Raw genomic sequence first — 25,148 nt, 5'->3', positions numbered from 1 at the left:
TTTAAATTTCCATCTAACCTCACAGCAAAGCCACAGCCCTTGGATAATTCTTCAGGCACTGGTATTACTCTTGCGGCTAGTTTGTTTTTCCTTAAAACTCTCTCTGCCTTTATTGATTTGTTTGAGGAATCAAAGGTCAAGAGAAAATATTCTAGCATGGTTTTATGACTCTGTACTTAGTCATAATTTCACAAATTCTATACATATTTGTTATTTCGCCAATTTTAAGCTCATCTTTTAATTTATAATTTTCAAGGCAAAGTCCACAGGATAAAATTTCTGTGCCCTTTTCTTCTAATTTTTTAAAGTCTTCCACAGTTTTTTCATTTATTGTCGTTAGATGAACTCCGTAATTGTAGCACAAGATGTATTTAGGATGGCTATCTTCTTCTGATAGGGCATAAGTGAAGGATTCCATTAATTTTTTAGAAAATTCTTCTTCGCCAATGCCAAGTTTGTCTGATGAAAAGATTACAACATATTCATCACTAACAACTTCAGATTTTTTTCCATCTTCTGATTTCTTTAGGTAGACCTCGTAGTCAGTCTTTGAATTTTCAACAATACTTGTTGTATAGCCCAATTGGTCTGCCATCTTTTTTAAATTTTCTGTAGCAACTTCGTTATCTACTCTTACTAAAACTTCTTCCAAATTATTTTCGCTAATTGCCCTTTTAGTCATAATTACTGGCCTTGGACAAGCATATCCTCTTGCATCAATTTCCATTTATATCACCTTAAATTTTTTATTTTCTCTTGGTATCACGCGACCTACATAAAAAGCAGGAATTCCACATTCTTTCATTTCAGCTAAAATTTTATCTGCCTCATCTTTTTTTGCAGCAAAGAGAAGTCCACCAGATGTCTGTGGATCAAAGAGCACTTCTTCTAGGGCAAAGTCATCAAAAGTAAATTCAACCTTATCTTCTAGTGCCCTTCTATTTCTCTGACCACCTGCAGTGAATAAAAATTCACTGGCTGCTTCATAACTTCCCGGCAAGAAATTTATTTGGTCGGCAAAAATTTCTACAGAGTCTTCAGTGCACTCGTCCAGATGGCCAAGTAGACCGAAGCCCGTCACATCTGTGACAGAAGAAACTTTGTACTTCTTTAAAATTTCTGCTCCATACTTATTTAATGTGGTCATATTTTTTATAGCCTCTATGTAATTTTCTTCTGAGGTCATTCCTACAGAATAAGCGCTCATAACTAGGCTCACGCCAAGAGGCTTTGTCAGAATAAAATAATCGCCCACTTCTGCGCCCCTATTGGTCCAGATTTCATTGTTTTTCACAAGACCTGTCACGCATTGACCAAATTTAATTTTTCTGTCGTGAATAGAATGTCCTCCAGTTATTGAAACTTCTGCCTCGCGACATACATCTCCTGCACCTCGAAGAACTTCTTTTAAAATTTCAAGATTTTCTCCTTCAGGAAAGCAAACTATATTCAGGGCAAATTTTGGCTCTGCACCCATGGCATAGATGTCGGATATTGCATTTGTAGATGCAATCCTTCCAAAGTCATAGGGATCCTTTACCATTGTAGAAAAAAAGTCCAAACTCTCAACTAGGGAGATGTCTTCGTTTATTTTATAGACGCAGGCATCGTCTCTTCCGTCGAAGCCCACTGTTATTTCTTCTCTCTTGTAGGGCTTTAAATCTTTTAAGATGCTCGATAAATCTTTGACGCCAATTTTTTCATTGCAGCCGCCGCACACTTCAAGCTCTAATTTTATTTCTGACATATTATCACCAATTAATATTATATCACAGAGAAATTTTTTCATATATCTTTTATAAAGGCAAATTACCTCTCTACAATAAATTTTTTTATTTGCTATAATAATTTTATGGAAATCAAGTATATGAAAGAGGCAATCCGCTATGGACGGCGCTCACTTTTGTCTGACGACGTGCCCGTAGGATGTGTCATTGTAAAAAATAATAAAGTAATTGGATATGGCTACAATAAAAAAGAAGAGCTTCACTCTCCTCTTGCCCATGCAGAAATTATGGCTATAAATATGGCGTCAAAAAATTTAAATTCCTATCACTTAGAAGGCTGCGACATCTATGTGACCTTAGAGCCCTGCCTCATGTGTGTGGGCGCTATTTTAAATGCCCGCATAAAAAATTTATATTTCGGTGCAAGGAATAAGCGCTTTGGCGCAGTCCTTTCTCACCAAAAAATAGAAAAACTCATAACTAATCACAGGATAAGTTATGAGTCTGGAATCTTAGAGAGGGAATGTGCAAACTTAATAAGCGAATTTTTTTCAGATCTTAGGAAGAGGTCTAAATAAAAAGGCAGCATTTGTTTGCAAAAATTCTAAGATAAATTTGTCGTAATTGTTTTTCGTAAGAATGGCAATAACTATGCCAAGTATTGCTCCTATTATTACATCGCTGGGATAATGGACAAAGTGATAGATCCTAGAGAGGGCAATTAAAGTTGCCACAACTAGGAAAAATATTCCCATGCCCTTAAAGTAAAAGTAAATAGTTAAAGCAGCTGCAAAGGATGAAGATGCGTGACCTGATGGAAAGGAAAAGTCTGTTGGATTTTTTATCAAAAGCTCAACTTTTGATATCCATGAAGGTCTTTTTCTCTTTAAAATATTTTTTAAAAGTAAATTGCAAACTATTCCATTAAAAATTAGGGCAAGGGCAATATTTACGCTCTCAATTCTAAATCCCAAGTAAAATAAAATAAATGTGGTGAAGAGCCAAATAGCACCGCCTGTGCCCAGGTGTGTAATTGCAATCATATACCTATTTAATGTCTCCGTCCTTATGCTAAGGAGCCATTCTAAAAATTTTTTATCCATTTGCACCTCTTATGAAAAAAGGCCTATTCCTAGGCCAATTTTTACATTCTATTTTCGTTGTCAACCCATTCTTTAGCTTCTTCAACAGAATTTTCAGTTGGAATTTCGATTCCTGTTTCAGGATCTTTTCTTTCTGTCTTAGCATATATATCAGAGTCTGGTCTGTTTTCTGAGTTGATTTGCTTTTGTTGGTCCATGTTTGCCTTCATTTGTTTCTTTTTTGCATCAGAAAGAGTTTTTGAATTTTCAATTAAATCTTTTTCTTTTTTATTGTCTGTCATAATAATTCCTCCGTTAATAATAATAAAATACTCTTAATATTATATTAGTACAAAGAAGTATCAATTTCAATTCATTTAAGTAAAGTATTATAATAAATTTAGTAAAATATTTGACAAAGTTTTTTTGGGTAGATATATTAAAGTATAATAAAAATTTAGGAAGTGCTATATGCTAAAAGTTATTTTTGATAATTTAGGCGAGTATAAAAAATATGCTATTCTCTCGCCTTTTTTTGTTTTAATAGAAGTTTTAATGAATGCAGCAATTCCCTTTTTCATGACGAAGATCATTGATGAGGGCATACTTAAAAATGCAAGAGGTAATATTATCCACTACGGCCTTATTTTATTTGTTGTCGCAGGAATAACCCTTGCCACTGGTATCATCTCAGGCTATCTTGCTACAAAGGCATCCTCTGGTCTTGCAAAAAATATGCGTTACTCTATGTTCGATAATATTACAAAATTTTCCTTTGAAAACATGGACAAGTTCAAGAGGGGAACTCTTATAACAAGAATGACTACTGATGTGCAAATGGTGCAAATGGCATTTCAAATGACTATAAGGATGGCAATAAGGTCCCCTCTCACTCTGATTTTTTGCTTTATCATGAGCTTTAAGCTATCGCGAGAACTGGCGCCAACCTTTGTTATTATAATTCCATTTATTAGTATTGGCATGGGTCTAATAATAAAAGGAGCCTATCCTATTTTTGAAAAAGTTTTTAAAATCACAGACAAATTAAATACAGATGTGTCTGAAAATTTATCTGCAATTCGAGTTGTAAAATCCTTTGTTAAAGAAGATAAGGAAATAAGAAAGTTTAACGATGTTTCTGATGAACTACAAAATAACTACATCAAAGCCTCAAAACTTCTTGCTTTTTCGAATCCGCTTATGAACTTTTCCACTTATTTCATGACTATTTTAATTGCTTGGCTGGGAAGTCACTTTATTGTTGCAGGCAACATGTCTACAGGTGCTCTTACAGGTCTTATAACTTATGCAATTCAAATTCAGATTTCTCTTATGATGCTTTCAATGATTCTTGTACAAATTACTATTGCTAGAAATTCCATCAGGAGAATTAATGATGTAATAGAAACTACTCCAAGCATTGTTAGCCCAGAAAATTCTGTAAAAGTTGTAAAAAATGGAGAAATTGTTTTTGACCATGTCTACTTTTCTTATTCAGGAGACCTAGATAAGGCAGTTTTAAAAAATATAAATCTAAAAATAAATTATGGCGACTATGTTGGCATAATTGGTCCCACAGGTTCAGGCAAGTCCACTCTTATAAGCTTAATAGCAAGACTCTTTGACACTAGCAGGGGCGATGTCTCTGTTGGCGGAGAAAATGTAAAAAATTACAATTTAATTTCTTTAAGAGATGAAGTTTCTGTCGTCCTACAAAAAAATCAACTCTTCACTGGGACTCTTCGTGAGAATTTAAAGTGGGCTGATGAAAATTTAACTGACGACCAGTTAAAGGAAGCACTTTACATTGCATCCTGTGATGACTTCATAGACCCTGAAAAGGACCTGGACATGATGGTGCAAAGAGGTGGCACAAACTTTTCCGGTGGACAAAGGCAGAGAATTTCTATTGCCAGGTCTCTTTTGAAAAACCCAAAAATTTTAATAATGGATGACTCAACTTCTGCTCTTGACAACAAGACTGAGGAAAAAATAATCGAATCTTTAAATAAACTTAGACCTGACATGACAAAAATTTTAATATCACAAAAGATAAAGTCACTGAAAAATACTGACTACACTCTTGTTATAGATAGGGGAGAAATTGAATCTATTGGTAAGCACGCTGAGCTCATCGAAAAGAGTCCAATCTATAGAGAAATTAATGAAACTCAAGAAAGTGACGGTGATTTTGATGCGAAAGAATAAGGTAAAAATTACATCTAAAGAAAATAAAGTTGCTGCGAAAAAATTATTTTCCTTTATTTTTAAAAGACATAAATTTAAACTCCTTGCAGTTTCTATAATGGTAATAATTTCATCTCTTGCCACAATTTCTGTGTCCTTATTTATGAGATTTTTAATTGATGACTACATCATCCCCTTGGTAAATAGCTCAAAACCAGACTTTTCTGACCTCTTGTCCATGCTAATTAAGATGGGAAGCTTCCTGGCTCTAGGTGTTCTTTCATCCTTTACCTATTCAAGGCTTATGGTCTACATTTCTGAAAATACCCTTGGCGACATGAGAAAGATTATGTTTGAAAAGATGCAGACCCTTCCAGTGTCCTACTTCGATAAGAAAAGTCACGGCGACATTATGTCTTACTACACAAATGATGTCAGGGCGCTTGGCGATATGATTGCACAATCCTTTCCTTCTTTTGTCTCTTCTATGATGACAATTATCATGGTTCTCATTGCAATGTTTTCGCAATCAGCTACTCTTTCTCTTGTAATAATTTTTACAGTTGGACTTATGATTTTTGTCATGAATGTTATTGGGGGTAAGTCTTCACATTATTTTATGAATCAACAAAATTCACTTGCAAAGACTAATGGCTACATCGAAGAGATGATTGACGGATTAAAAGTTGTAAAAGTTTTTAACCACGAAGATATAGCTCGAGAAGATTTTAGAGTAATTAACGATGAGTTAATGAATAATACAATGATTGCAAACAGGTTGGGCTTATTTTTATTCCCAATGATTTTTGGCATTGGAAACTTCCAATATATTTTATTTGCACTTATTGGTGGACTAATGGCTGTTTCTGGAAAGTATGGAATAACAGTTGGCGTCGTTGCATCTTTCTTGCAACTATCAAGGACTATAACTGGTCCCATGGGACAAATCGGTGGCAATATAAATTCTGTTGTCCTTGCCCTTGCAGGAGCAAGAAGAATTTTCGACTTTTTAGAAGTTGAGCCAGAAGATTATTCAGGCGATGTGGAAAAAGTTATTAGAGAGATTGATGGAGAAGAAAAATATTTTTGGCACGACTTAAAGACAGATGACTACAGAGAACTTTTGGGCGACATAAGATTTAAGGATGTAGACTTTTCCTATGACGGCGAAAATAAAGTTTTGAAAAATTTAAATCTCTACGCCAAGCCTGGCCAAAAAGTTGCCTTTGTTGGTGCAACTGGTGCAGGAAAAACTACAATAACAAATTTGATTAACCGATTTTATGACATTGACAGTGGCGAAATTACCTTTGATGGAATTGACATTAAAAGAATAAAAAAAGATGATCTCCGCTCATCACTTGGCATGGTATTACAAGACACTCACCTCTTCACAGGCACTATTGCAGAAAATATAAATTACTCTGTAGATGATGTGGACATGGATAAAACCCTTGCAGTGGCTAAGAGGACTAAGGCTCATGACTTTATAAAGAACCTAGAAAATGGCTACGACACTCTTATCACTGGAGCAGGTGGCGAACTTTCTGAAGGGCAAATGCAACTTTTATCCATTGCTAGAGCAGAAATATTTAACCCACCAGTTATGATCCTTGACGAGGCGACATCATCTATTGACTCTCGTACAGAAAAGATTGTCCAAGAGGGGATGGACGAAATCATGAAGGGAAGAACTACTTTTGTAATTGCCCACAGGCTCTCCACAATTATGAACTCTGATGTTATTATCGTCCTTCAAAATGGAGAAATCGTAGAAAGAGGAGACCACAAAGACTTGCTAGAACAAAGAGGAATTTATTACAAGCTCTACACAGGTGGATTCGACGAATAAAATTAAATAAAAAACAAGGTGCTGGATTTTTTCCAACACCTTATTTTTTTTAGAAATCTCTGTTGTTATAATTCTTTTCAGAAATCTTTATTGATGAAAAAATTATAATTATAAAAATTAATAAAAATACTCCAGAACTTATAATTTTATTGTTCTCTATTGCTAACAAAACTTTTTTAGCTGTTTCGTCAAAATAACTCCCTAAAAATCCTAAAATTCCAATTATTATAACTGGTATTAGATAAATTGTCCTACCCTTTGTGTATCCATATTTAAAAAATATTGGATATTGAATGCAAATCATAATTATATAAACGAGAAAATATGATGCATAAGTTGGTAATATATTTCCCATTTCAAGGTCTTTAGATAAAAATAAAGATAAAATTGTAAATATAAGTCCAATTATTACTGCAAATAAAAATAAAATTATTGCAAATATATATCTTCCAATTACAACATCTCTATTCTTTATTCCAAAAATTTTATATAAACCATCTAATCCAGCCTCATCTCCAACTAAAAAAGGATAAGAGGAATAAATTATGGCAAATATTAGGGGCATTGAAATTGCTATGGCTGGATTTTTGCTCACAACAAAATAAAAACAATATAAAAAAATCATTATAATTAAATTTTTAAAAGTAAAATAGGGGACTATTGAAATGTAATCTAACTTTATTATTTTTTTAATATCTTTCATTTTTTCCTCCCATATAAAACTAAAATTTTATTTATATCTGGCTTTTCAAGAATTAATTCTTCTGGAATTTTTTTATCTTGAATATCTTTCACTAGGGCTTCAAAGGAAGTGTCACTTGCTTTTATGCCAAGAAGATCAAAATCTTTCAAAAGTTCTCGATCTTCTGCTCCTCCCATTAAAACAAAATATTTTTCCAAAAATTCTTCTTTAGGGCACTCCTCAACAATCTTTCCTTGGTCAATAAAAATAATATAGTCAGCAATTCTGTCTAAATCTTCTGTTATGTGAGTGGAAAAAAGCACTGTGTTATTTTCATCTTCCACAAATTCCTTTAACATATCTGTAAGTTCATCTCGCATACTTGGGTCAAGCCCACTTGTTGGCTCATCTAAAATTAAAAGATTTGCCTTGTGAGAAAGCGCAATTGAAAACATTAATTTTATTTTCATTCCACGAGATAATTCTCTAACTTTTTTGTTTTTTTCAATGCCAAAATTTTTGATATATGTGAAAAATTTATCTTGATCCCAATTTTCATAGCCACACTTCATTGCCTCATTTACCATTGAAATTTTCCAGTCCTTGGCAAGAAAAGATTCGTCCATAATTACTCCAACATCTTGAAGATAATTTAAGTTTTTTGCATCTTGGCCGTCGACAAAAATTTCTCCATGGTAATTTATTAGTGACAAGAGTGACTTTATTGTAGTTGTCTTTCCCATTCCATTTTTCCCAATAAATCCAGTGATAAATCCCTTTTTTATATCCAAGGAATTTTCCCCAAGGACAAAATTGTCATAAGTTTTTTTCAAATTTCTAACTTCAATTTTATTTGTCATATTCCACTCCCTCCTTGTATAAAATTTCAAATAATTCTAAAATTGTCTTTTTGTCTAAATTTAATTGGATAGACAAATTTATTGCCTCTTGCAAATGCTCTTCTAATTTCTTTTGTAGTTCTTCTCTTTTTACTTCAGAGTCTTTAGCTGCGACAAAGGTGCCAAGTCCCTGTCTTGATTCAACAAAGCCCTCTTCTTCCAACTCATCGTAAGCTTTTTTTACTGTCAAAATGCTTACCTTTAAATCTTTAGAAAGAGTCCTTACAGAAGGGAGCTGCTCGCCTTCTTCAACCTTGTTTTTTAAAATATTTTCTTTAATTGCATTTTTTATCTGTTCATAAAGAGGAACTGAGGATCCATTTATTAAAATAATTTTCATTTTGCCTCCTTGCTATATAACACTATATAACAGTCTATAACACTTGTCAATTTATTTTTTTATTTTTCTTTGTAAGTTAGCTGTTAAATTTTGGTATAATGAGAAAAAAGGAGGTCGCTTTGAAAAAGAAAAAGAAAATTATGATTTTAATTATTTTATTACTTATTTTTATTCCAATTTTATACAGCTTAAATACAAAAAATCCTCCTGGCACCAATGTATCCAGCGATTTTAAGGATGCTGACTGTAAGTTTTTATATGATTTAACTTATCTTAAAGATGGCAAGAGGATTCATGAGCATGAAATTTTTAAGCGCGAGCTGGAAACTATAAAAAATGCCGAAAAATTTCTAATGATTGATTTTTTCCTCTACAATGATGAGTATGACAAGTCCATGGACTTTCCAAATCAAGTTGAAGAGATGACAGACCTTTTAGTGGCAAAGAAAAAGGAAAATCCTGACATGCCAATTTTATTTGTCACAGACCCCATAAATAATTTTTACGGTGCCTATGAAGAAGATAATCTGAAGAAGCTTCGTGAAAATGGAATTGATGTCGTAGTCACTGACTTAAATAAAATGCGCGACTCCAACCCTCTTTTATCTGGTGGCTACAGGGCTTATGTCAAGTGGTTTGGGACATCTGGTGGCGGCTGGATAAGAAACTTTTTTGACAAGGATGCCGACAAGGTAAATATTAGGTCCATCTTAAAGCTTGCCAACTTCAAGGGCAACCACAGAAAAGTTGTCATTTCAGAAAAGGAAGCCCTAGTTGCATCAGCCAATCCACACGACCCTTCAGCTTATCACTCTAATGTTGCCTTAGTCTTTCGCGGCAAGGCCATGGAAGATTTGATTAAGTCTGAATCTATATTTTTTGACAAATTACCTGACGCAATAGAAAATTTTAAGGCAGAAGAAGTCACTTCTCCCTACAAGCTCAAGGTCATCACTGAAGGAAAAATTTATGATGAAATTTCAAAAAATATTAAGGAAACAAAGAAGGGCGACGAGATAAATCTTGGAATCTTTTATCTATCAGAATTTAGGATTTTAAGAGAACTTGGCGAAGCTGCAGAACGCGGCGTCGATGTAAAAATTATAGCTGACCTCAACAAAGATGCCTTTGGTCTTGAAAAAAATGGGTCGCCCAATAGACCTGCCCTCTCTGAACTAAAGGAAGACTATCCAGACATAAATATTCGCTGGTATCAAACTTCTGGCGAGCAGTTCCACACGAAATTTATTTACTTTAAATTCAAGGACAAAAATCCTCTTGCCATACTTGGCTCTGCCAACTACACAAGGAGAAACTTGGACAACTATAACTTGGAGACAAACCTAGCTCTTGAAATGGAAAAAAATTCTGAAATTCCAAGAGAAATGGAAGAATATTTTGAAAGACTTTGGAATAATGAAGGCGGTGACTACACTCTTCCTCTTGAAGATCATCATGAAAAGAGATTTTTCATGAGAATACTTTGGAAGATTCAAGAAAAAACTGGTCTCTGCACTTGGTAAAATAAATTTATGCACAAAAAATCACGGTAAAACCTACCGTGACTTTTTTATTTGTCCACTATATACTTTATCTCAGAAATTAAATCGTCATCAGATAAAAGACAAGCTCCATCATATTTTCCAAGACTGCCATATAAAGAATAGTGAAATTTTTTTGTGTTTCTATCTCTTTTTGAGTCATACATATAAATTGTATCTTCCTTGTTTTTATCTCTCAGTTTAATTATTAAACTATCATAATCTGGGATAGATTTATATCCATAACCTGGGTCTGTAGCCTGGCACTTTTCCAAAAGACTAATTATTTCTTTTAACTTTTCTTCATTGTCCTCAGAAGAAAAAATTTCTCTAGTTTTCATTTTTTCTTCATCAGCTATTACTTCCACGCTCAAAGTCTCAAACTTATAAACTTCTCCAGTGGAAAATTTTATCTCATGAGCTTGGTCCTTCTTGCAAGCTGTGAGAAAAATTAAGACTACTAACAAATAAAATATTTTTTTAATTTTCATATCACACCTACTTTGACAACTTGTTTATTATAGTGTTAATCTCCTCGATTTTCTCGTCAATTTCTTCCTGGCTCTTAGAGTAGGATTCTTTGACGCAGCCTCTTAGGTGAGCTGTCAGGACATCCTTGTTGATATTTTTTAGGATGGAGATTGATGCCATAAGCTGGTTGGATATGTCCAGGCAGTACCTGTCATCTTCAACCATTTTTATAAGACCATCAATTTGTCCCCTGACAGTTTTTAATTTCCTCAGCTGCACATCTTTTTCTGCTCTCATTTTTCTATTTCTGCAGAGTAACATGCGCCTTCCACTGCCTTTACAAGGGCCTCATCGGAAACTTCTTTGTCCATTTTTACTTCTGCTCTTTTTTCTTCAAGCTTTACATCAGCTTCCCTTACGCCTTCTAGCTTTTCAAGTGCTTCTTTTACATGAGCTACACAGTGCATACAAGACATTCCTTCAACTTTTAAAATTTTTTCCATATTATTTTCTCCTTTATTTTTAATAATTTTATAACCTGCTTCTTCCACTGCTTTTTTTATTTCTTCAGCAGTTATTCCCTGGTCGACAAAATTTACTGTGCCACCTTCGTGGTTGGCAAGGACATTTTTTGCCTTGCCAGTTTTTTCCAGGGCTTCACTTACTCTTTTTTCGCAGTGCTCACACATCATGCCCTCTACTTTTATTGTAGTTAGCTTATTTTCTTCTTGAGTTTTTACATTCTCTTCACGAAGATTTTTTTCCTTTTCAGGAGTTTTTTCTTCCAAAGAACTTATACCCCTTGGCTTAAATCTTCTAAGCCTTAGTGCATTATTAACAACAAAAACTGAAGACATGCTCATGGCAAAGGCGCCAAACATTGGCGACAATTTTATGCCAAAGCCTGGGTATAAAAGACCTGCCGCAAGAGGAATTCCAATTGTGTTGTAGAAAAATGCCCAGAATAAATTTTCCTTTATATTTTTTATTGTGGCACTGGAAAGTTCAAGGGCAGAGACAACATCTAAGAGGTCTGACCTCATTAAGACCACATCAGAAGACTCTATTGCCACATCTGTGCCGTGACCTATTGCCATGCCAATGTCAGCCTTGGCAAGGGAGGGGGCGTCATTTATTCCGTCACCAATCATGAGGACCTTGTCGCCAGATTTTTGCAGGTCATCAATTTTTTTGTTTTTTTCATCTGGAAGTAGACCTGCAAAAGTTTCGTCAACGCCAATTTCTCGCCCTATGGCTTCTGCTGTCTTCTCGTTGGCACCAGTAAGCATTATTATTTTTTTGCCCATGGCTTTTAAAAGGGCAATGGCATCTTTGGAGCTTTTCTTTGGAAGGTCCTTTACAGAAATTATTCCAATGACCTCACTTTCACCAGCAAAGTACATAGAAGTTTTGCCCTCTCCTGCAAGTTTTTCTGCCTTCCTTTCATAGTCCTTTAGGTCAATTTTTTCTTCTTCCATAAATTCTCTATTGCCGGCAAAATATTTTTTGCCATATAAGTCTGCACTTAGACCTCTGCCGCTAACTGAATCAAAATTATTTACTTCAGAAATTTTTATATTTTTTTCACCAGCATAATTTAAAATTGCAGTTGCCAGTGGATGCTGTGAGTTTTTTTCAATTGATGCGGCAATTTTTAAAAATTCATCTTGGTCTAAGTCTGTAAGAATGTCTGTTAGCTTAGGCTTGCCCTCAGTAATTGTGCCCGTCTTATCCATAACAATGGCATCAATCTTGTGAAGATTTTCCAAAACTTCTGCGTTCTTAAAGAGGAGTCCAAAGTCTGCACTCTTTCCCGTTGCCACCATAATGGAAACTGGTGTTGCCAGTCCAAGGGCACAAGGACAAGATATTACGAGGACAGAAATTGCAAAGTTAAGAGCACTTTCAAAGCCATAGCCAAGGATTGTCCAAATAATAAAAGTAAGGGCAGAAATAATTAAAACTGCTGGCACAAAAACGCCTGCGATTTTATCTGCCAATTTTGCAATGGGAGCCTTAGATTCATTTGCCTGGTCAACTAATTTTATTATCTGAGAAATTGTTGTGTCCTCGCCAACTTTTTCTGCTATGAATTTAAAGGAACCCGTTGTGTTAATAGAGGCAGAGATAACTCTGTCGCCTACAGATTTTGAAACTGGAATAGATTCGCCAGTTACTGCAGATTCATCAAGGGAAGATGTGCCCTCGATTATTTTCCCGTCAACTGCAACAGCTTCTCCTGGTCTTACCATTATGACATCGCCGACTCTCACATCTTCAATATTCTTTTGAACTTCTTCATTATTTTCAAGGACTGTAGCCCTTTTTGGCGCAAGATCCATTAATTTTGTTAGGGAAGACCTAGTCTTATTTTTAGATTTTTCTTCAAGATATTTGCCAAGAGTTATTAGGGTCAAAATCATGGCAGAAGATTCAAAGTACAAATTTTTTCTGTATACATCAACTAAATCCAAGTCGCCATGACCAAAGCCATAAGCCATCATGTAAATGGCAAAGATACCATAAATTAGAGATGCTGCAGAGCCTATGGCAACTAGAGAGTCCATGTTAGGCGCCCTGTTTTTTAGTCCCCTAAAACCAGAGATGTAAAAGTCTCTATTGATATAAACTACAGGAAGAGCCAAGAGAAATTGCGTGAAGGCAAAAATTATTGCCCCTTCTCTTCCGTGAAAAATCATAGGACTTGGAAGGTGGACCATGTGACCCATGGCAACATACATGAGGATAAGCATAAAAACTAGAGAAGACACAAGTCTATTTTTTAAATGACCTTCTCTGTCCTCTTCTTTTTTATTTTCCCCTGTAACTTTTTCGCCAGATACCTTGGCACCGTAGCCAATTTTTTCCACTGCACTAATTATTTTATTGTCATTAACTTTATTTTCATCGTAAGATACTTTCATTGAGTTGGTCATGAGATTTACATTTGCATCACTTACGCCATCAAGTTTTTTTACAGCCTTTGTGACATTGGCGACGCAAGATGCACAAGTCATGCCACTTACATCAAATTTTTTCTCCATATTACCTCCCATACCCCCTGGGGGGTGTTCCTGTTTTTATAGTAACACTGGAAATAATTTTTTGCAAGTATATGATAATAACTATTAAAAAAGAGCAGTCATTGCTGCTCTAATCAATTAATTTTTGTATAATAAGTTGCCCTTCCACTTCCATGTCTTTCGATAATATTTTTATCTACTAATTCCTTTAGAGAATTTTCCACTGATGCCCTGCTAATTCCAGGCGTTAGCTCCATTATTTCACTTTTTGTGAACTTGCCAATTTTTTTATCTATGGCAATTTTAACTTGGTCAATGGCAGAAAGTTTTGTGTCAAAAATATTAACTCTGTCCTCAAAATCTCTATAGGCGGCAAGTATTATTGCCAAAATATATTTTATGAAAGGCGTTGGATCTTCGGCATTTTCTTGCCAAGCTAGTCCACTTTTTTCTAAAGCTTGATAATAATTTCCCTTGGTTTTTTCTATTTTCTCTTCAAGACTTATATATCTTCCCACAACATAACCCAACTTGTATAAAAGCAAAGTTGTTAAAAGCCTTGACATCCTACCATTTCCATCGTTAAATGGGTGTATGCACAAAAAGTCGTGAATAAAAATAGGAATTAGTATAAGAGGATTTACTTCTCTTTTGTCGATTTCTCTATTGTATTCTTGGCAAATTTTTTCTATGGCAGTAGGAGTTTCAAAGGGGGGAAGAGGCGTAAATCTTACAAAAGTTTCTCCATTTTCCTTCGTCTCTTGAATATAATTTTGAGTGTTTTTAAACTTTCCCCCAATGGATTTGTTTGAATATTTGTAGAGGTCTCTGTGAAGTTGTAAAATAATTTTTGAATTAATTGGAATGTAATCGTAGGACTCGTGAATCGTGGAAAGAACTTCTCTGTAACCAAGAATTTCTTCTTCATCTCGATTTCTTGGAGCAACTTTTTTCATTACAAGGTCTTTTATCCTTGAATCTGTGGTCCTTATACCTTCAATCTCGTTGGAACTTTGTGTGCTTTGTATTATGGCAAGTTCTACAAGATTATCTAGAACTTTTGGCTTTTGGCTCAAAAAAAGCTCTTGCCTTCCCTTGTATTCGCTTATTTCTGAAATGTAATTTAATATTTCAGCGTCCCACTTTTTTTCTTTTAATTTACTGTAATCAAATTTTCGCATAAAAACTCCTTTATCTCCTAAATTATAGCACCTTTTAGGCGATAAATCTATTTTTAGGGGATAATTTCGTAGGAAGCATATAAAGTCACCCTCGGAATGATATAAAATCTTTTAAGGACAAAAAAATGGTCTAGCCAAAAGCTAAACCACTGAAAAATTTATTAAATTATAAATTACATCTTAAATAAAATTTCGTTTTCAATGTAAATATGTCTTCTCATGTCCTCGTCAAGTTCGCCCATAAGTTTATTTAGTTCCTTGACTTCAGGCTCTTCTGCCTTCATTTTGTAGTCGCGAGTTAAATATTTTATTCTGTCAAAAAGTCCAATAGTCTTTTCGTGCTCTGCAAGGAGATTTTCGAAGTCCACATCTTTTCCTGCCAAGGCATCCTTAAATTCAAACTCTTCTTCGCTGGAGAAGTGTGAAACAAGTTCAGCCTTAATTAGTAAAAGTACTTCGTAAATTACAAAGAGTTGTTCTCCCCTCTCTCTATAATATTTTTTTATTGCTCCCCTAAAAATTTCATCGATTTTTTCAGTTGTTGCCAGTTCATAAGGGTGAATTTCATCAACGATATAGTTTATGAGTTCTTCCTTATTCATCTTTCTAACCCTATCCATGTCCTTAAAGTCAGTCTGGCCCTCAACTCTTTTTATAAAGGCATCACAATTTTCGCCAAGGGATTTTAGGGCATCTTCCAAGCTTTCCATGGCTATAAAATCATATTCTGCGCCAAGTTTTTGAAGTTCCTGTAAAACTTTTGGGTTTTCCATTACTGCAGCTTCAACTGTCATATTTCTCTCTAACATAATTCCTCCTAATTTTTAAGAGAATTTAGAAATCCTCTCACATCTTCTTCACTAGTTCTATAATTTGTCACAAGTCTAATTATTGACTCTTTCACATTGTCTATTTCAAAAATATTTTCTTCTTTTAATTTTTCAATTTCCTCTGGATTTGACTTAATAAAAATTTGGTTGGACTCGCCAAAAAGTGGCTCTCTATCCATTTCCTTTAGTCCATCAACAAGAAGTCTTGACATATCATAGGCTCTCTTGGCATTTTTGTAGTAGAGACCATCCTCAAGTAAGACCTTAAAAGATAGACCAATCAAGAAGGATTTTGCCATCATTCCTCCTCTTTGCTTTAAATAATATCTGAAGTCCTTTTTCAAATTTTCATCTAAAATAACTAGGGCTTCGCCAAAAATTGCCCCATTTTTTGTGCCGCCGATGGAAAAAATGTGGGAATATTTGGCGTAATCTGATAATTTTGTATTATTTGCAGCCATGGCGTGAGCAATTCTCGCACCGTCAATGTATAGGTATAGGTCCTTTTCAACGCAAACTTCATAAATTTCTCTTATTTCATCAAGAGAATAAACTGTGCCAACTTCTGTGGTTTGTGAAATATAGACAACCTTTATCTTTACATCAACTTCGCCAGCTTGGTTTTCCACTAAATCTTTTATGTCCCTTGCCCTTAATTTGCCGTCAGAAGTTTTTATTGTCACAACCTTGTGTCCCGTTGCCTCAATAGATCCTGTCTCATGATGAGTAATGTGACCAGTTGATGCAGACAAAACTGCCTCGTAGGGTCTAAGGCCAAAAGTTGTCGCCAAAATATTTGTGGCAGTGCCGCCAGATACAAATTCAATGTCGGCGTCCCTTCCTATTTCCTTTAAAATTAAATCTCTGGCAGAATTTGAAATCTCATCAGTACCGTAGCCAGAAATTTTTTCGTCAAAAATTCTATTTATCTCCTCATAAATTTCTCTCGATCCAAAATCGTTATAATCATTTTTAAAATTATTCATAAGCCACCTCACTCTCTTCTTACCCAATATTATATATTAAATGTAAAATTTTTACCAAATAGGGTACAATAGGAGGGAGGTGTTTTAATGAACAGTCATGGTGCAAATGTTTTTGAAATTGCAAAAAATAAGGGCATTGAAATAAGGAACATAAGAGATTTTTCATCAAATATAAATCCCCTTGGTCCCAGCAAAAAAGCTCTCGACGGCCTATTAGACAATTTAAACTTGCTTTCTAGCTACCCCGATGTAGATTACATAGATTTAAGAAATTCAATTTCAAATTATGTAAATTGTAAAAGCTATAATATAGTCCTTGGACTTGGGTCTACAGAAATTTTAAAGGACGCAATAAAATTTTTTGCGCCAAAAGTTTCTATGATATTGTCTCCTTGTTACTCCGAGTACGAAAATGAGCTTAATAAAATAAATTCTGAGATAATTGAATATAATTTAGAAGAAAAAAATGATTTTAAAATTGATTTAGATGACCTTATAAAAACTATTGTGGAAAAGAACGTGGAATTTTTAGTTTTTGCAAATCCCAATAATCCCACTGGCACAATTTTAAGTGCAGATGAAATAGAAAAAATTTTAAAAAAAACTCATGCAAAAATTTTAGTGGACGAGACTTATATTGAGTTCACAGATATGTCCACCTACTCTTCCACAAAACTAATTGATTCTTACAAGAATCTCGCAGTGGTAAGGGGGACATCAAAATTTTTTGCCCTACCTGGCATAAGGCTTGGCTATGGACTTTCCTCTGATGAGAATTTTTTAAACTACTTTAAAAATAAGGAAGTCCTTTGGCAAATAAATTCTGTTGCAGAAATTTGCGGCAAGATAATGTTCTCTGATGAGGATTATCTTTCTGAGGTCTTTGATTTTATAAGATCAAGGAGAAATTACATCTTTAGTGAAATTTCTAAAATAAAAAATTTAAAGCCACATAAAAGTTTTGGGAATTTTATTTTGATTAAGATTTTACACGGACCTAATGCCACAGAACTTCGCGAAAAACTTTTGGAGAAGGGTCTAGTAATTCGCGACTGCAAATCTTTTAAGAATTTAGACCAAAGTTATTTTAGGATTTGTATCTTAGATGATGATGCCAATGAAAAACTTTTAGAAAATCTGAGAGAGATTTATAAGAGGTGAATGATTTTTGAAGAAAAATAGTAAAATTAAAAAATTTAAAAAAATATTTTCTAGCTTGCTTCTTGTACCTACACTTTTACTTCCAAGCTTTGTCTCTGCGGCTGCTCCTGTAGTCACAGAAGTAAAGGCTAACAATATAAAAACTGAAGAGAAGCAAAATACTTTAGATAAAAAAATAGAGGAAGTCCAGGAAGTAAAATCAAAAAAGGAAGATTTATCGCAAAATAAAAATCCAATATACAGTTCCTGGGCGATAAAAGACCTAAACGAAGCACAGTTTATGGGTCTTTACCCTGCAAAATTTGTTTTAGATAGCAAAGATTTTACAAGGCCAGTTACCCTTGATGACGCCATGGCTTGTTACGAACTTGCAAGAGAAAAAATAGAAGAAAGAGATCTTGTTACAGGTGGAGATTTTGCCTTTAAAGATTTGACTAGAGCTGAAATTTTAAATTCAATTTCAAAACTTTTAAATGATGAAAAATTTGAAATGAAAAATTTAAGGGAAGGAAAAATTTTTTTGGGCTCAACTGATGAAAAATATTTAAATTCAAAAATTCCTCTCCAAGAGATGATCTCCCTTTACAACCGTGCAGTAAATAAAATTTTGCAAGATTCGGGCAAGGTCTCCAAGGGATTTTTCTACGAAGTTTCCAACAAGGACAACAAAATTTATATGCTGGGCTCCATTCACGTTGGCAAGAGCTCCCTTTATCCCCTTGATGAAAATATTATTTCTGCCCTAAAGTCCTCTGACAAAATTTATATGGAAATAGATGTGACAAATAAGGAAGAGGCAAAAAAAATGGGCGAAAAAATTTATTACAAGGACGGAAAAAATCTAAAAGATGATTTGGGCGAAGACTTATACACAAGGGTCTTAAAAATATTTGAAGGCTTTGGCATGAAGGAAGATCAAGTGAAATCCCTAAAGCCTTGGGCAGTTTATAACGCCCTATCCTCTGACCCAGCACCTGAATCTCCAAAGGCAAGCTTTGGCATTGAGTCCTACTTTATGTCACTGAGTCTCTTAAATAAAATCCCAATTGACGAGCTTGAATCCATGGAATACCAATCAAATATCCTAGAAAACTTTGACAAGGATGCCTATATAAAGATGATTGAGTCCCTAACAAGCGAAATCGAAAGAAATGGCTACAAAAATATAAATTCAGGTCTAGAAAACTTGCTTGAGTCTTGGCAAAGTGGCGACAGGGCTAAGATGAAATCAATCTTATCAGTTAAGGGCGACGAGGCCTCAGAAAAATTTAGCCAGGCACTCTCCAGCGAAAGAGACAAGGGCATGGCGCAAAAAATTGACGGCTTGTTAAAAAAAGATGGCAAAAATACTTACTTTATCCTAATAGGTTCAGCCCACCTTGTGCCAGAAAATTCTGTCACAGGAATATTAAGGGACATGGGCTATAAAGTTGTAGAAAAATAAAATTTAAAATAATTGCAAAATTTATAGAAAAAGGCGAGGCATAAAACCTCGTCTTTATTATTTGCTATTTTATTTTCCAATCATTTCCCTTAAAATAACTTCGTCTGTTTCTTTCATGCCCTCCATGGCTATGTGACCAACAGTTTTTATCATCTCATCAACATCGCCCTTTACTATGCCATCTCCTGGTTTAAAGGAGTTGCCTTCCTTGGCTTGCCTGTAGGCAAGAAGGGACATCTTTAGGCTTGATGCAATTTTTATGGCACAGGATTCCTTGGCACCGTCACAAATAATTCCTGAATTTGTGGCAAGGGCATTTGTTAAAATTTCTTTTATGAGATCCCTATCTTCATCCTTCATAAAGGCTATACCGCATACAGAAGCTGCCGCAGCAGATACAACTCCGCAGTAGGCAGATAGTTCGCCTATGCCTTCTTTTATGTAAAGGCCAATTAAATTTGCAAAAATTAGAGACCTATATAACTTGTCCTTGTCAATATCATGGTCCTTAGCGTAGATAATTATTGGAACAGAAACTGTTATGCCCTGGTTGCCAGATCCTGAATTTATGACTACAGGTTTTTCACAGCCTGACATACGAGCGTCAGAACCTGCGGCAGCATAGGCAACTAATTTATCCTTATAATTATTTTCTGCATCTTCCAAAACCATTTTGCCAATATTTGCGCCCCATGGGTTTTCAATGCCCTCTTTGGCTATGGCATAATTGTAGTGGATTTCTTTATCCAAGACATCTATTATACTGTCATAATTTCCATTTTTTGCAAAATCATAAATTTTATCAAAGGACAAGTCAACTTTATTTTCTTCAACTTCCTCTAGGTCCTTATTTTCAAAGATCACCTTATCATTTAGACTCTCGTAAATAATATTTGTGTGATAATCCTTTATAATTACCCGAGACTTTTTGTCAGCCTTCTCCATAATTATATCTATGTAAAGTCCCTTAATTTCGTGAACAAGTTCTATGTCAACGAGACCCTTTTCTATTAAATCATCTAGGGTGTTAAGCTTAGACTTATCAGCTCCAGATAAAACTTCAAGCTTCTTAGTATAGTCGCCAAGAAAAGCACCGGCAGCAAGAGAAATTTCTATTCCCTTTCTTCCATCAGTGCCTGGCACCTTAACGCTATTTACATTTTTAATAATATTGCCCGATAACTTAGCCTTAATTTTTTCAGGATCCTCTCCCAAAAGAAATCTCGCACGGCTGGCGCCATATGCCAAAGCTATGGGCTCGGTACAGCCGAAGGCAGGCACCATTTTCTCTCTCAAAAATTTATTATAATCCATAAAATCCTCTCATAATTTATTTTTAACAAATATATTATAACAAAAAACGATAACCTTATCCTAATAGTATTTTTCAAACTCATTTTTTAAAATTTTTTACAATTAAAATAGGTAACTTATTGTTGCAAACAAAAATAAGTTACCATAATATTTTTGGATTTTTAAATTAATAATATATAATAAAATTAAAGATAAGAATAAAGGAGATAATATGTTAAAAATACTCTTGTTAGAAGATGACAATACAATATCTTTTGCTATAAAAAAATATCTTGAAAAATTTAAATATTCCGTAAAAATTTTTAAAACTATTTCTGCCACTGAAGGTCTTTCTTTAAATGAATTTGATTTAATTATTTTAGATGTAAATCTACCTGACGGAAATGGATTTGATTACTTGAACTATGTGAGAAGTTTTTCAAAAATTCCTATTATAATGCTAACCGTTAAAAATGATGAAAAATATATTCTAAAAGGATTTTCAGAAGGTGCAGATGAATACATATCAAAACCTTTTTCTCTTCCTGTTTTGAAAGCTCGAATTGAAAATGTTTTGAAAAGGACTGGACATAAATCAAAAATTATTTTTAAAGACCTGACTTTAAATGATGATATTAAGTCTGCAGAATTAAGCGGCAAAAATTTGGATTTAAATATAAAAGAATATGCCCTTTTAAAACTTTTTATCGCACACAAAAATGAAAATTTGCCAAGAGACTTTATTTTAGATAACATTTGGCAAAATGATTTTTATGAAATAAATGACAATACTCTTTCTGTAACAATTAAAAGACTTAGAAAAAAATTGGGTCCTGATTATGAAAAATACCTTAAAACTATAAGAGGATTTGGCTATAAGTGGTCGGAACTAGATATTGAAGAGAGCGTAAAAAAATGAAAGATTATAAAAAATATTTATTTTTAATTGCTTTTAATATTATTTTATCAATGCTGATAGTTTATATTAGTCCACGATTTGACATGGTCACTCTTTTTTATTTTATATTTTTGAATATCTTCATTTTTGTCTTTCTTTTATTATTTGAAAGGAGTAAGAATAAGAAAATAAATGATCAAATTGACGAAATTATAAATTTAATTCACTCTTTAAATCCAGACAAGGAAGTTTATAAAAAAAATGATGGTGAATTTGGAAAACTTAAAGACGAAATTACAAAAATAATTTTAGAAAATAAAAATATAATTGAAAATTCAAAAGAGAAGCAAAGGGTTTTAAGAGATTACTCAGAAGATCTTGCCCATCAAATAAAAACTCCCTTAACAGGTATTCTGTTGATGTTGGATTTAATTGAAGAAGACAAAGAAAATATAGATGAATATATTTTGTTAATTAGAAATAATATAAATCGGCTTGAAAATTTGACAGACATTCTTTTAAAACTGGCTTCCCTTGATTCTGATATAACAAAATTTAATTTAGAGTATGTAAATGTCTTGGAATTGATAAAAAGTGTAAAAGAGGATTTAGATTCTTACTTTGGTTTAAAAAATTATGAAATTAAAATTTTTGGTGATGATTTTATTTTAAATTGCGATAAAAAATGGACCCATGAGGCAATTTTAAATATCTGCAAAAATGCAATTGAAGCAAGCCCAGAGAATAATATCGAAATTATACTTAGAGAAAGCAATGTATTTAAAAGCATCCTTGTCAAAGATTTCTCTCCAGGTATGAGTAAGGATACTTTAAAAAAAGCTATGCAAAGATTTTATAAATCTGACCCAAACAGTCAAGGCTATGGCATTGGACTTCCCATGGCAAAAACTATTTTAAATAAAGAAAATGGCGACTTAATTTATAATCGCGAAAAAAATTATAATACCTTCGAGATGAGATTTTATAAATAACTATATAATTCTTCATTAATATGTGTCACTGACTCGTCACTTTATTTTGTTAATATGAGGAAAAGGAGGCAAATATGTTTATTTTACAGACAAATAATTTGACAAAAGTTTACGATGCTGAAGTCAAAGTAGAAGCGCTAGTTGATGTGAATTTTAATCTTTCTAAAGGTGATTTAGTTGCTATAATCGGAGACAGTGGCTCTGGAAAATCAACTTTCCTCCACCTTCTTGCTGGTGTTGACAAGCCAAGTAGTGGAGATATTTTTATTGAAGATAAAAATATTACAAAACTTAATAAGGAAGATCTTACAATTTTCAGAAGGCGAAATATTGGAGTTATTTATCAGTTTTTTAACTTAATTCCAAATATTAATGTTAAAAAAAATATTTTATTGCCAATACTTTTAGACGACAAAAAAGTTGACCAAGAATATTTTGATGAAATTCTTTCGATTCTCGGGATAAAGGATAAGTTAAATAGATTTCCAAGAGAACTATCTGGCGGCGAACAGCAAAGAGTTGCCATAGCAAGAAGTCTTATAACAAGACCTGCCATAGTTTTAGCTGACGAGCCTACAGGAAATTTAGATAGAAAAAATTCTGAGGATATAATTTCCCTTTTTAAGCTAGTGAATCAAAGGCTTAATTCCACTATCATGATAATAACTCATGATGAGAAAGTTGCAAATGCCTGTAATAAGGTTTATAAAATGGTAGACGGAAGATTGTCTTTGTTGGAAGAAGGCTTGCAATGAAAATAATAAGTGACCTTGCAAATTCATCCATCAAAAACAATAAAAAAGATACTTTTGCCACAAGAGTTTCTATATTGCTTGCAGTAATTTTACTTGGAACCATTGTATTTATTTTAAGCGATTTGCGACAATCACAAATTAAATACTTAAAAAACACAGTTGGAGATTATGAAGTTTCTCTTTCAGAAATCGACAAACAAACCTACGATTTATTAGAAAAAAATAAGGATATCGAAAAAGTCCATTATGACAAAATAATTTCAACTGATATAGGTCTTATTATCTATGAGAAATCAAAATATTTTCTTGAAAATATAGACATTCACTTAATTGATGGGAGAAATCCAAAAAATTCAAGAGAAATAGTTGTTACAAAACAATTCCTAAATAAAAACAGAAATTATAAAATTGCTTCAAACATTAAAATTAATGAGAAAAATTATAAAATTGTTGGTGTTTACGAAGATTTTTCCTTTTCTTTTGAAGATCCAGTTGCTTTTTCTTATTTTGATGATAGTAAGGGTCTCGATTTTAAAAAGGGTGAAAGCTACTTTGCCTATATCTGGTACAAAAATCCAAGAGATACTTATACCAATACTAGAAAAATTCTAAAAGAGTTAAATATTAATGAAAAGAAAGCCCTAGACAAGGGTCAACTTTTTTACAACACATTTCTTTTGGAGTCAAAGATGATATTTCCAAAGGGAATTATCCCACCAAAAAGGGTTATAAATTCATTTATTGAATCTTTTGGACTATTCTTTATCCTAATTCTACTCTTTGCAGTTATGATTTATGGCTCCTTTAATGTTTACAATAATAGAGATATAAAAGAGCTTGCTCTCTTAAAATCTTCAGGCATGACGGAAAAACAAACCAAAAAACTTGTGAAGCTAAAGGCTTTTAATATTTCAATTTTTCCTATTTTAGTTGGAACTCTTTTGTCTTACTTAAATGCTATTTTTTTGACATATCTCATGTATATTAACAACCGCATAAGTTATAAAAATATGTCTAAAATTTTAAGTGATAATTTAGAAATGAGGGGTTTTAAATTCTATACTCCAGATATTAAATCAATCTTTATAATTTTATTTTTCTCACTGCTAATAGTGTATATCTCTGCCATTGTGCCTGCTAGAAAAAGTTCAAAAATAAATATAGTTGAAGGTTTAAATGGATTAGATTCCAAAAAGAAAAAACAAGGCAAATCAAAAATTAAAGGCAGCATAGAAAAAACTCTCGCAAAGGATTATTTTAAAACTTACAAAAATACTTATAAAGTGATTTCCATTGCCATTTTGTTATCTGCTATTGCCATGAATGTTTTTTTAGTATCTGTTTCTTATAGAAACATGAACGCAAAATATAATAAATTTGATGACCCTTATAATTTTGAAGCTTATCTTTTTTCTGATTCAAGATTAAATAAAAATATAGTTGATGATCTGAAAAACATAAATTTTGTAGATGAAATCCACATTTTTGAAGAAAAAGATTTTAAGTTCTATAAATCTGATAACAAAAATTTCTTATCAAATAAATTTGAAAATGATTTAGAAAATAAAAGTCAGTCAAAAGATTACTTTGTTAGAATACTTGCTCTTTCAAAGGAGGATTTTAACAAAATCAAAAAAGAAAATAATTTGACAGAAGAAAGTAACTTTCTTTTGTTAAACAAAACACCAAAAAATAATTTTACTCCCTATAAATTTAGAAAATATATTCCTTTAACTGACTCAAAAAATAATACTATAAATCTGAGATATTATAATGGTGGAAAAATTATTAATATTAATAATTT

At 33.2% G+C, this 25,148-nt stretch carries 25 protein-coding genes; 10 read left to right on the top strand and 15 right to left on the bottom strand.

The window, feature by feature from the left end; translation table 11 throughout:
• The 3 genes from HMPREF2801_RS09615 to selD form a co-directional block, all read right to left on the bottom strand.
• Positions 1–158, bottom strand: a 158-nt coding sequence (locus HMPREF2801_RS09615) for a putative Se/S carrier protein (RefSeq protein WP_148130103.1), incomplete at its 3' end; no start/stop codon positions are given.
• Positions 152–727 carry a sulfurtransferase-like selenium metabolism protein YedF gene (yedF, locus tag HMPREF2801_RS07890; protein WP_070611658.1) on the bottom strand — a complete coding sequence of 192 codons (576 nt, stop codon included), beginning with the start codon at positions 725–727 and terminating at the stop codon, positions 152–154. The genes yedF and HMPREF2801_RS09615, both read right to left, overlap by 7 nt.
• Positions 728–1,747: a selenide, water dikinase SelD gene (selD, locus tag HMPREF2801_RS07885; RefSeq protein WP_070611656.1), complete on the bottom strand. Its 1,020-nt coding sequence runs from the start codon at positions 1,745–1,747 to the stop codon at positions 728–730.
• A 120-nt stretch (positions 1,748–1,867) separates the two neighbouring features.
• On the opposite strand from selD, the gene HMPREF2801_RS07880 reads away from it, so the two are divergent.
• A complete protein-coding gene (locus HMPREF2801_RS07880) occupies positions 1,868–2,305 on the top strand; it encodes a nucleoside deaminase (RefSeq protein ID WP_210394473.1) in 438 nt (145 codons plus the stop codon).
• Here the strand turns inward: HMPREF2801_RS07880 and HMPREF2801_RS07875 are convergent.
• On the bottom strand, positions 2,279–2,830 hold the full coding sequence (locus tag HMPREF2801_RS07875; RefSeq protein WP_070611652.1) for a phosphatase PAP2 family protein: 552 nt from the start codon (positions 2,828–2,830) through the stop codon (positions 2,279–2,281). The genes HMPREF2801_RS07880 and HMPREF2801_RS07875 overlap by 27 nt on opposite strands.
• Positions 2,831–2,871: 41 nt before the next feature.
• Positions 2,872–3,111, bottom strand: a complete 240-nt coding sequence (locus HMPREF2801_RS07870) for a CDIF630_02480 family spore surface protein (RefSeq protein WP_070611650.1) — start codon at positions 3,109–3,111, stop codon at positions 2,872–2,874.
• A gap of 169 nt (positions 3,112–3,280) precedes the next feature.
• On the opposite strand from HMPREF2801_RS07870, the gene HMPREF2801_RS07865 reads away from it, so the two are divergent.
• A complete protein-coding gene (locus HMPREF2801_RS07865; RefSeq protein WP_070611649.1) occupies positions 3,281–5,017 on the top strand; it encodes an ABC transporter ATP-binding protein in 1,737 nt (578 codons plus the stop codon).
• Positions 5,004–6,848 (top strand): ABC transporter ATP-binding protein, encoded by a 1,845-nt coding sequence (locus HMPREF2801_RS07860; RefSeq protein ID WP_070611647.1) that lies wholly within the window; start codon positions 5,004–5,006, stop codon positions 6,846–6,848. Before HMPREF2801_RS07865 ends, HMPREF2801_RS07860 begins: the two co-directional genes overlap by 14 nt.
• Positions 6,849–6,897: 49 nt before the next feature.
• On the opposite strand, the gene HMPREF2801_RS07855 is transcribed toward HMPREF2801_RS07860, so the two are convergent.
• The 3 genes from HMPREF2801_RS07855 to HMPREF2801_RS07845 are packed head-to-tail and all read right to left on the bottom strand — an operon-like array spanning position 6,898 to position 8,769.
• Positions 6,898–7,551 (bottom strand): ABC-2 transporter permease, encoded by a 654-nt coding sequence (locus HMPREF2801_RS07855; RefSeq protein WP_070611645.1) that lies wholly within the window; start codon positions 7,549–7,551, stop codon positions 6,898–6,900.
• Positions 7,548–8,390: an ABC transporter ATP-binding protein gene (locus HMPREF2801_RS07850; RefSeq protein ID WP_070611644.1), complete on the bottom strand. Its 843-nt coding sequence runs from the start codon at positions 8,388–8,390 to the stop codon at positions 7,548–7,550. The genes HMPREF2801_RS07855 and HMPREF2801_RS07850 overlap by 4 nt, the downstream gene beginning before the upstream one ends.
• A complete protein-coding gene (locus tag HMPREF2801_RS07845; RefSeq protein ID WP_070611641.1) occupies positions 8,380–8,769 on the bottom strand; it encodes a GntR family transcriptional regulator in 390 nt (129 codons plus the stop codon). The genes HMPREF2801_RS07850 and HMPREF2801_RS07845 overlap by 11 nt, the downstream gene beginning before the upstream one ends.
• A gap of 119 nt (positions 8,770–8,888) precedes the next feature.
• Here HMPREF2801_RS07845 and HMPREF2801_RS07840 point away from each other — a divergent pair, with 119 nt between their 5' ends.
• Positions 8,889–10,292, top strand: a complete 1,404-nt coding sequence (locus tag HMPREF2801_RS07840) for a phospholipase D family protein (protein WP_246830006.1) — start codon at positions 8,889–8,891, stop codon at positions 10,290–10,292.
• A gap of 47 nt (positions 10,293–10,339) precedes the next feature.
• On the opposite strand, the gene HMPREF2801_RS07835 is transcribed toward HMPREF2801_RS07840, so the two are convergent.
• The 6 genes from HMPREF2801_RS07835 to HMPREF2801_RS07810 form a co-directional block, all read right to left on the bottom strand.
• Positions 10,340–10,801, bottom strand: a complete 462-nt coding sequence (locus tag HMPREF2801_RS07835; RefSeq protein ID WP_070611637.1) for a hypothetical protein — start codon at positions 10,799–10,801, stop codon at positions 10,340–10,342.
• 7 nt (positions 10,802–10,808) lie between these two features.
• A complete protein-coding gene (locus tag HMPREF2801_RS07830) occupies positions 10,809–11,078 on the bottom strand; it encodes a metal-sensing transcriptional repressor (RefSeq protein WP_070611890.1) in 270 nt (89 codons plus the stop codon).
• Positions 11,075–13,825, bottom strand: a complete 2,751-nt coding sequence (locus HMPREF2801_RS07825; protein ID WP_070611635.1) for a heavy metal translocating P-type ATPase — start codon at positions 13,823–13,825, stop codon at positions 11,075–11,077. The genes HMPREF2801_RS07830 and HMPREF2801_RS07825 overlap by 4 nt, the downstream gene beginning before the upstream one ends.
• Positions 13,826–13,938: 113 nt before the next feature.
• A complete protein-coding gene (locus HMPREF2801_RS07820) occupies positions 13,939–14,985 on the bottom strand; it encodes a Fic family protein (RefSeq protein WP_070611633.1) in 1,047 nt (348 codons plus the stop codon).
• A gap of 173 nt (positions 14,986–15,158) precedes the next feature.
• A complete protein-coding gene (locus HMPREF2801_RS07815) occupies positions 15,159–15,794 on the bottom strand; it encodes a hemerythrin domain-containing protein (protein ID WP_070611631.1) in 636 nt (211 codons plus the stop codon).
• A gap of 8 nt (positions 15,795–15,802) precedes the next feature.
• Positions 15,803–16,801: a threonine aldolase family protein gene (locus HMPREF2801_RS07810; protein ID WP_070611629.1), complete on the bottom strand. Its 999-nt coding sequence runs from the start codon at positions 16,799–16,801 to the stop codon at positions 15,803–15,805.
• 87 nt (positions 16,802–16,888) lie between these two features.
• Between HMPREF2801_RS07810 and HMPREF2801_RS07805 the strand changes: the two genes are divergently transcribed.
• Together HMPREF2801_RS07805 and HMPREF2801_RS07800 are read left to right on the top strand one after the other, a co-directional pair.
• Entirely contained in the window at positions 16,889–17,962 is a 1,074-nt protein-coding gene (locus HMPREF2801_RS07805) for a pyridoxal phosphate-dependent aminotransferase (protein ID WP_070611627.1), read from the top strand.
• A 7-nt stretch (positions 17,963–17,969) separates the two neighbouring features.
• Positions 17,970–19,406, top strand: coding sequence for a TraB/GumN family protein (locus HMPREF2801_RS07800; protein WP_246830005.1), 1,437 nt, complete (start codon positions 17,970–17,972; stop codon positions 19,404–19,406).
• 69 nt (positions 19,407–19,475) lie between these two features.
• Here the strand turns inward: HMPREF2801_RS07800 and HMPREF2801_RS07795 are convergent, their stop codons facing one another.
• Positions 19,476–20,720, bottom strand: coding sequence for an L-cysteine desulfidase family protein (locus HMPREF2801_RS07795; protein WP_070611625.1), 1,245 nt, complete (start codon positions 20,718–20,720; stop codon positions 19,476–19,478).
• 211 nt (positions 20,721–20,931) lie between these two features.
• Here HMPREF2801_RS07795 and HMPREF2801_RS07790 point away from each other — a divergent pair, with 211 nt between their 5' ends.
• From HMPREF2801_RS07790 to HMPREF2801_RS07775, 4 genes are all read left to right on the top strand, one after another.
• Positions 20,932–21,618: a response regulator transcription factor gene (locus HMPREF2801_RS07790; protein ID WP_070611623.1), complete on the top strand. Its 687-nt coding sequence runs from the start codon at positions 20,932–20,934 to the stop codon at positions 21,616–21,618.
• Positions 21,615–22,589, top strand: a complete 975-nt coding sequence (locus HMPREF2801_RS07785) for a sensor histidine kinase (RefSeq protein WP_070611621.1) — start codon at positions 21,615–21,617, stop codon at positions 22,587–22,589. The genes HMPREF2801_RS07790 and HMPREF2801_RS07785 overlap by 4 nt, the downstream gene beginning before the upstream one ends.
• A 74-nt stretch (positions 22,590–22,663) precedes the next feature.
• The gene (locus tag HMPREF2801_RS07780) at positions 22,664–23,344 is read left to right on the top strand and encodes an ABC transporter ATP-binding protein (RefSeq protein ID WP_070611619.1); all 681 of its coding nucleotides are present in this window, start codon (positions 22,664–22,666) and stop codon (positions 23,342–23,344) included.
• Positions 23,341–25,148: ABC transporter permease (locus tag HMPREF2801_RS07775; protein WP_070611617.1), on the top strand; the 1,808-nt coding region annotated here is incomplete at its 3' end. The genes HMPREF2801_RS07780 and HMPREF2801_RS07775, both read left to right, overlap by 4 nt.

This window comes from Peptoniphilus sp. HMSC062D09, assembly GCF_001811425.1.
Taxonomy (GTDB): domain Bacteria; phylum Bacillota; class Clostridia; order Tissierellales; family Peptoniphilaceae; genus Peptoniphilus_A.
This window is presented reverse-complemented; position numbering and strand designations above follow the sequence as displayed.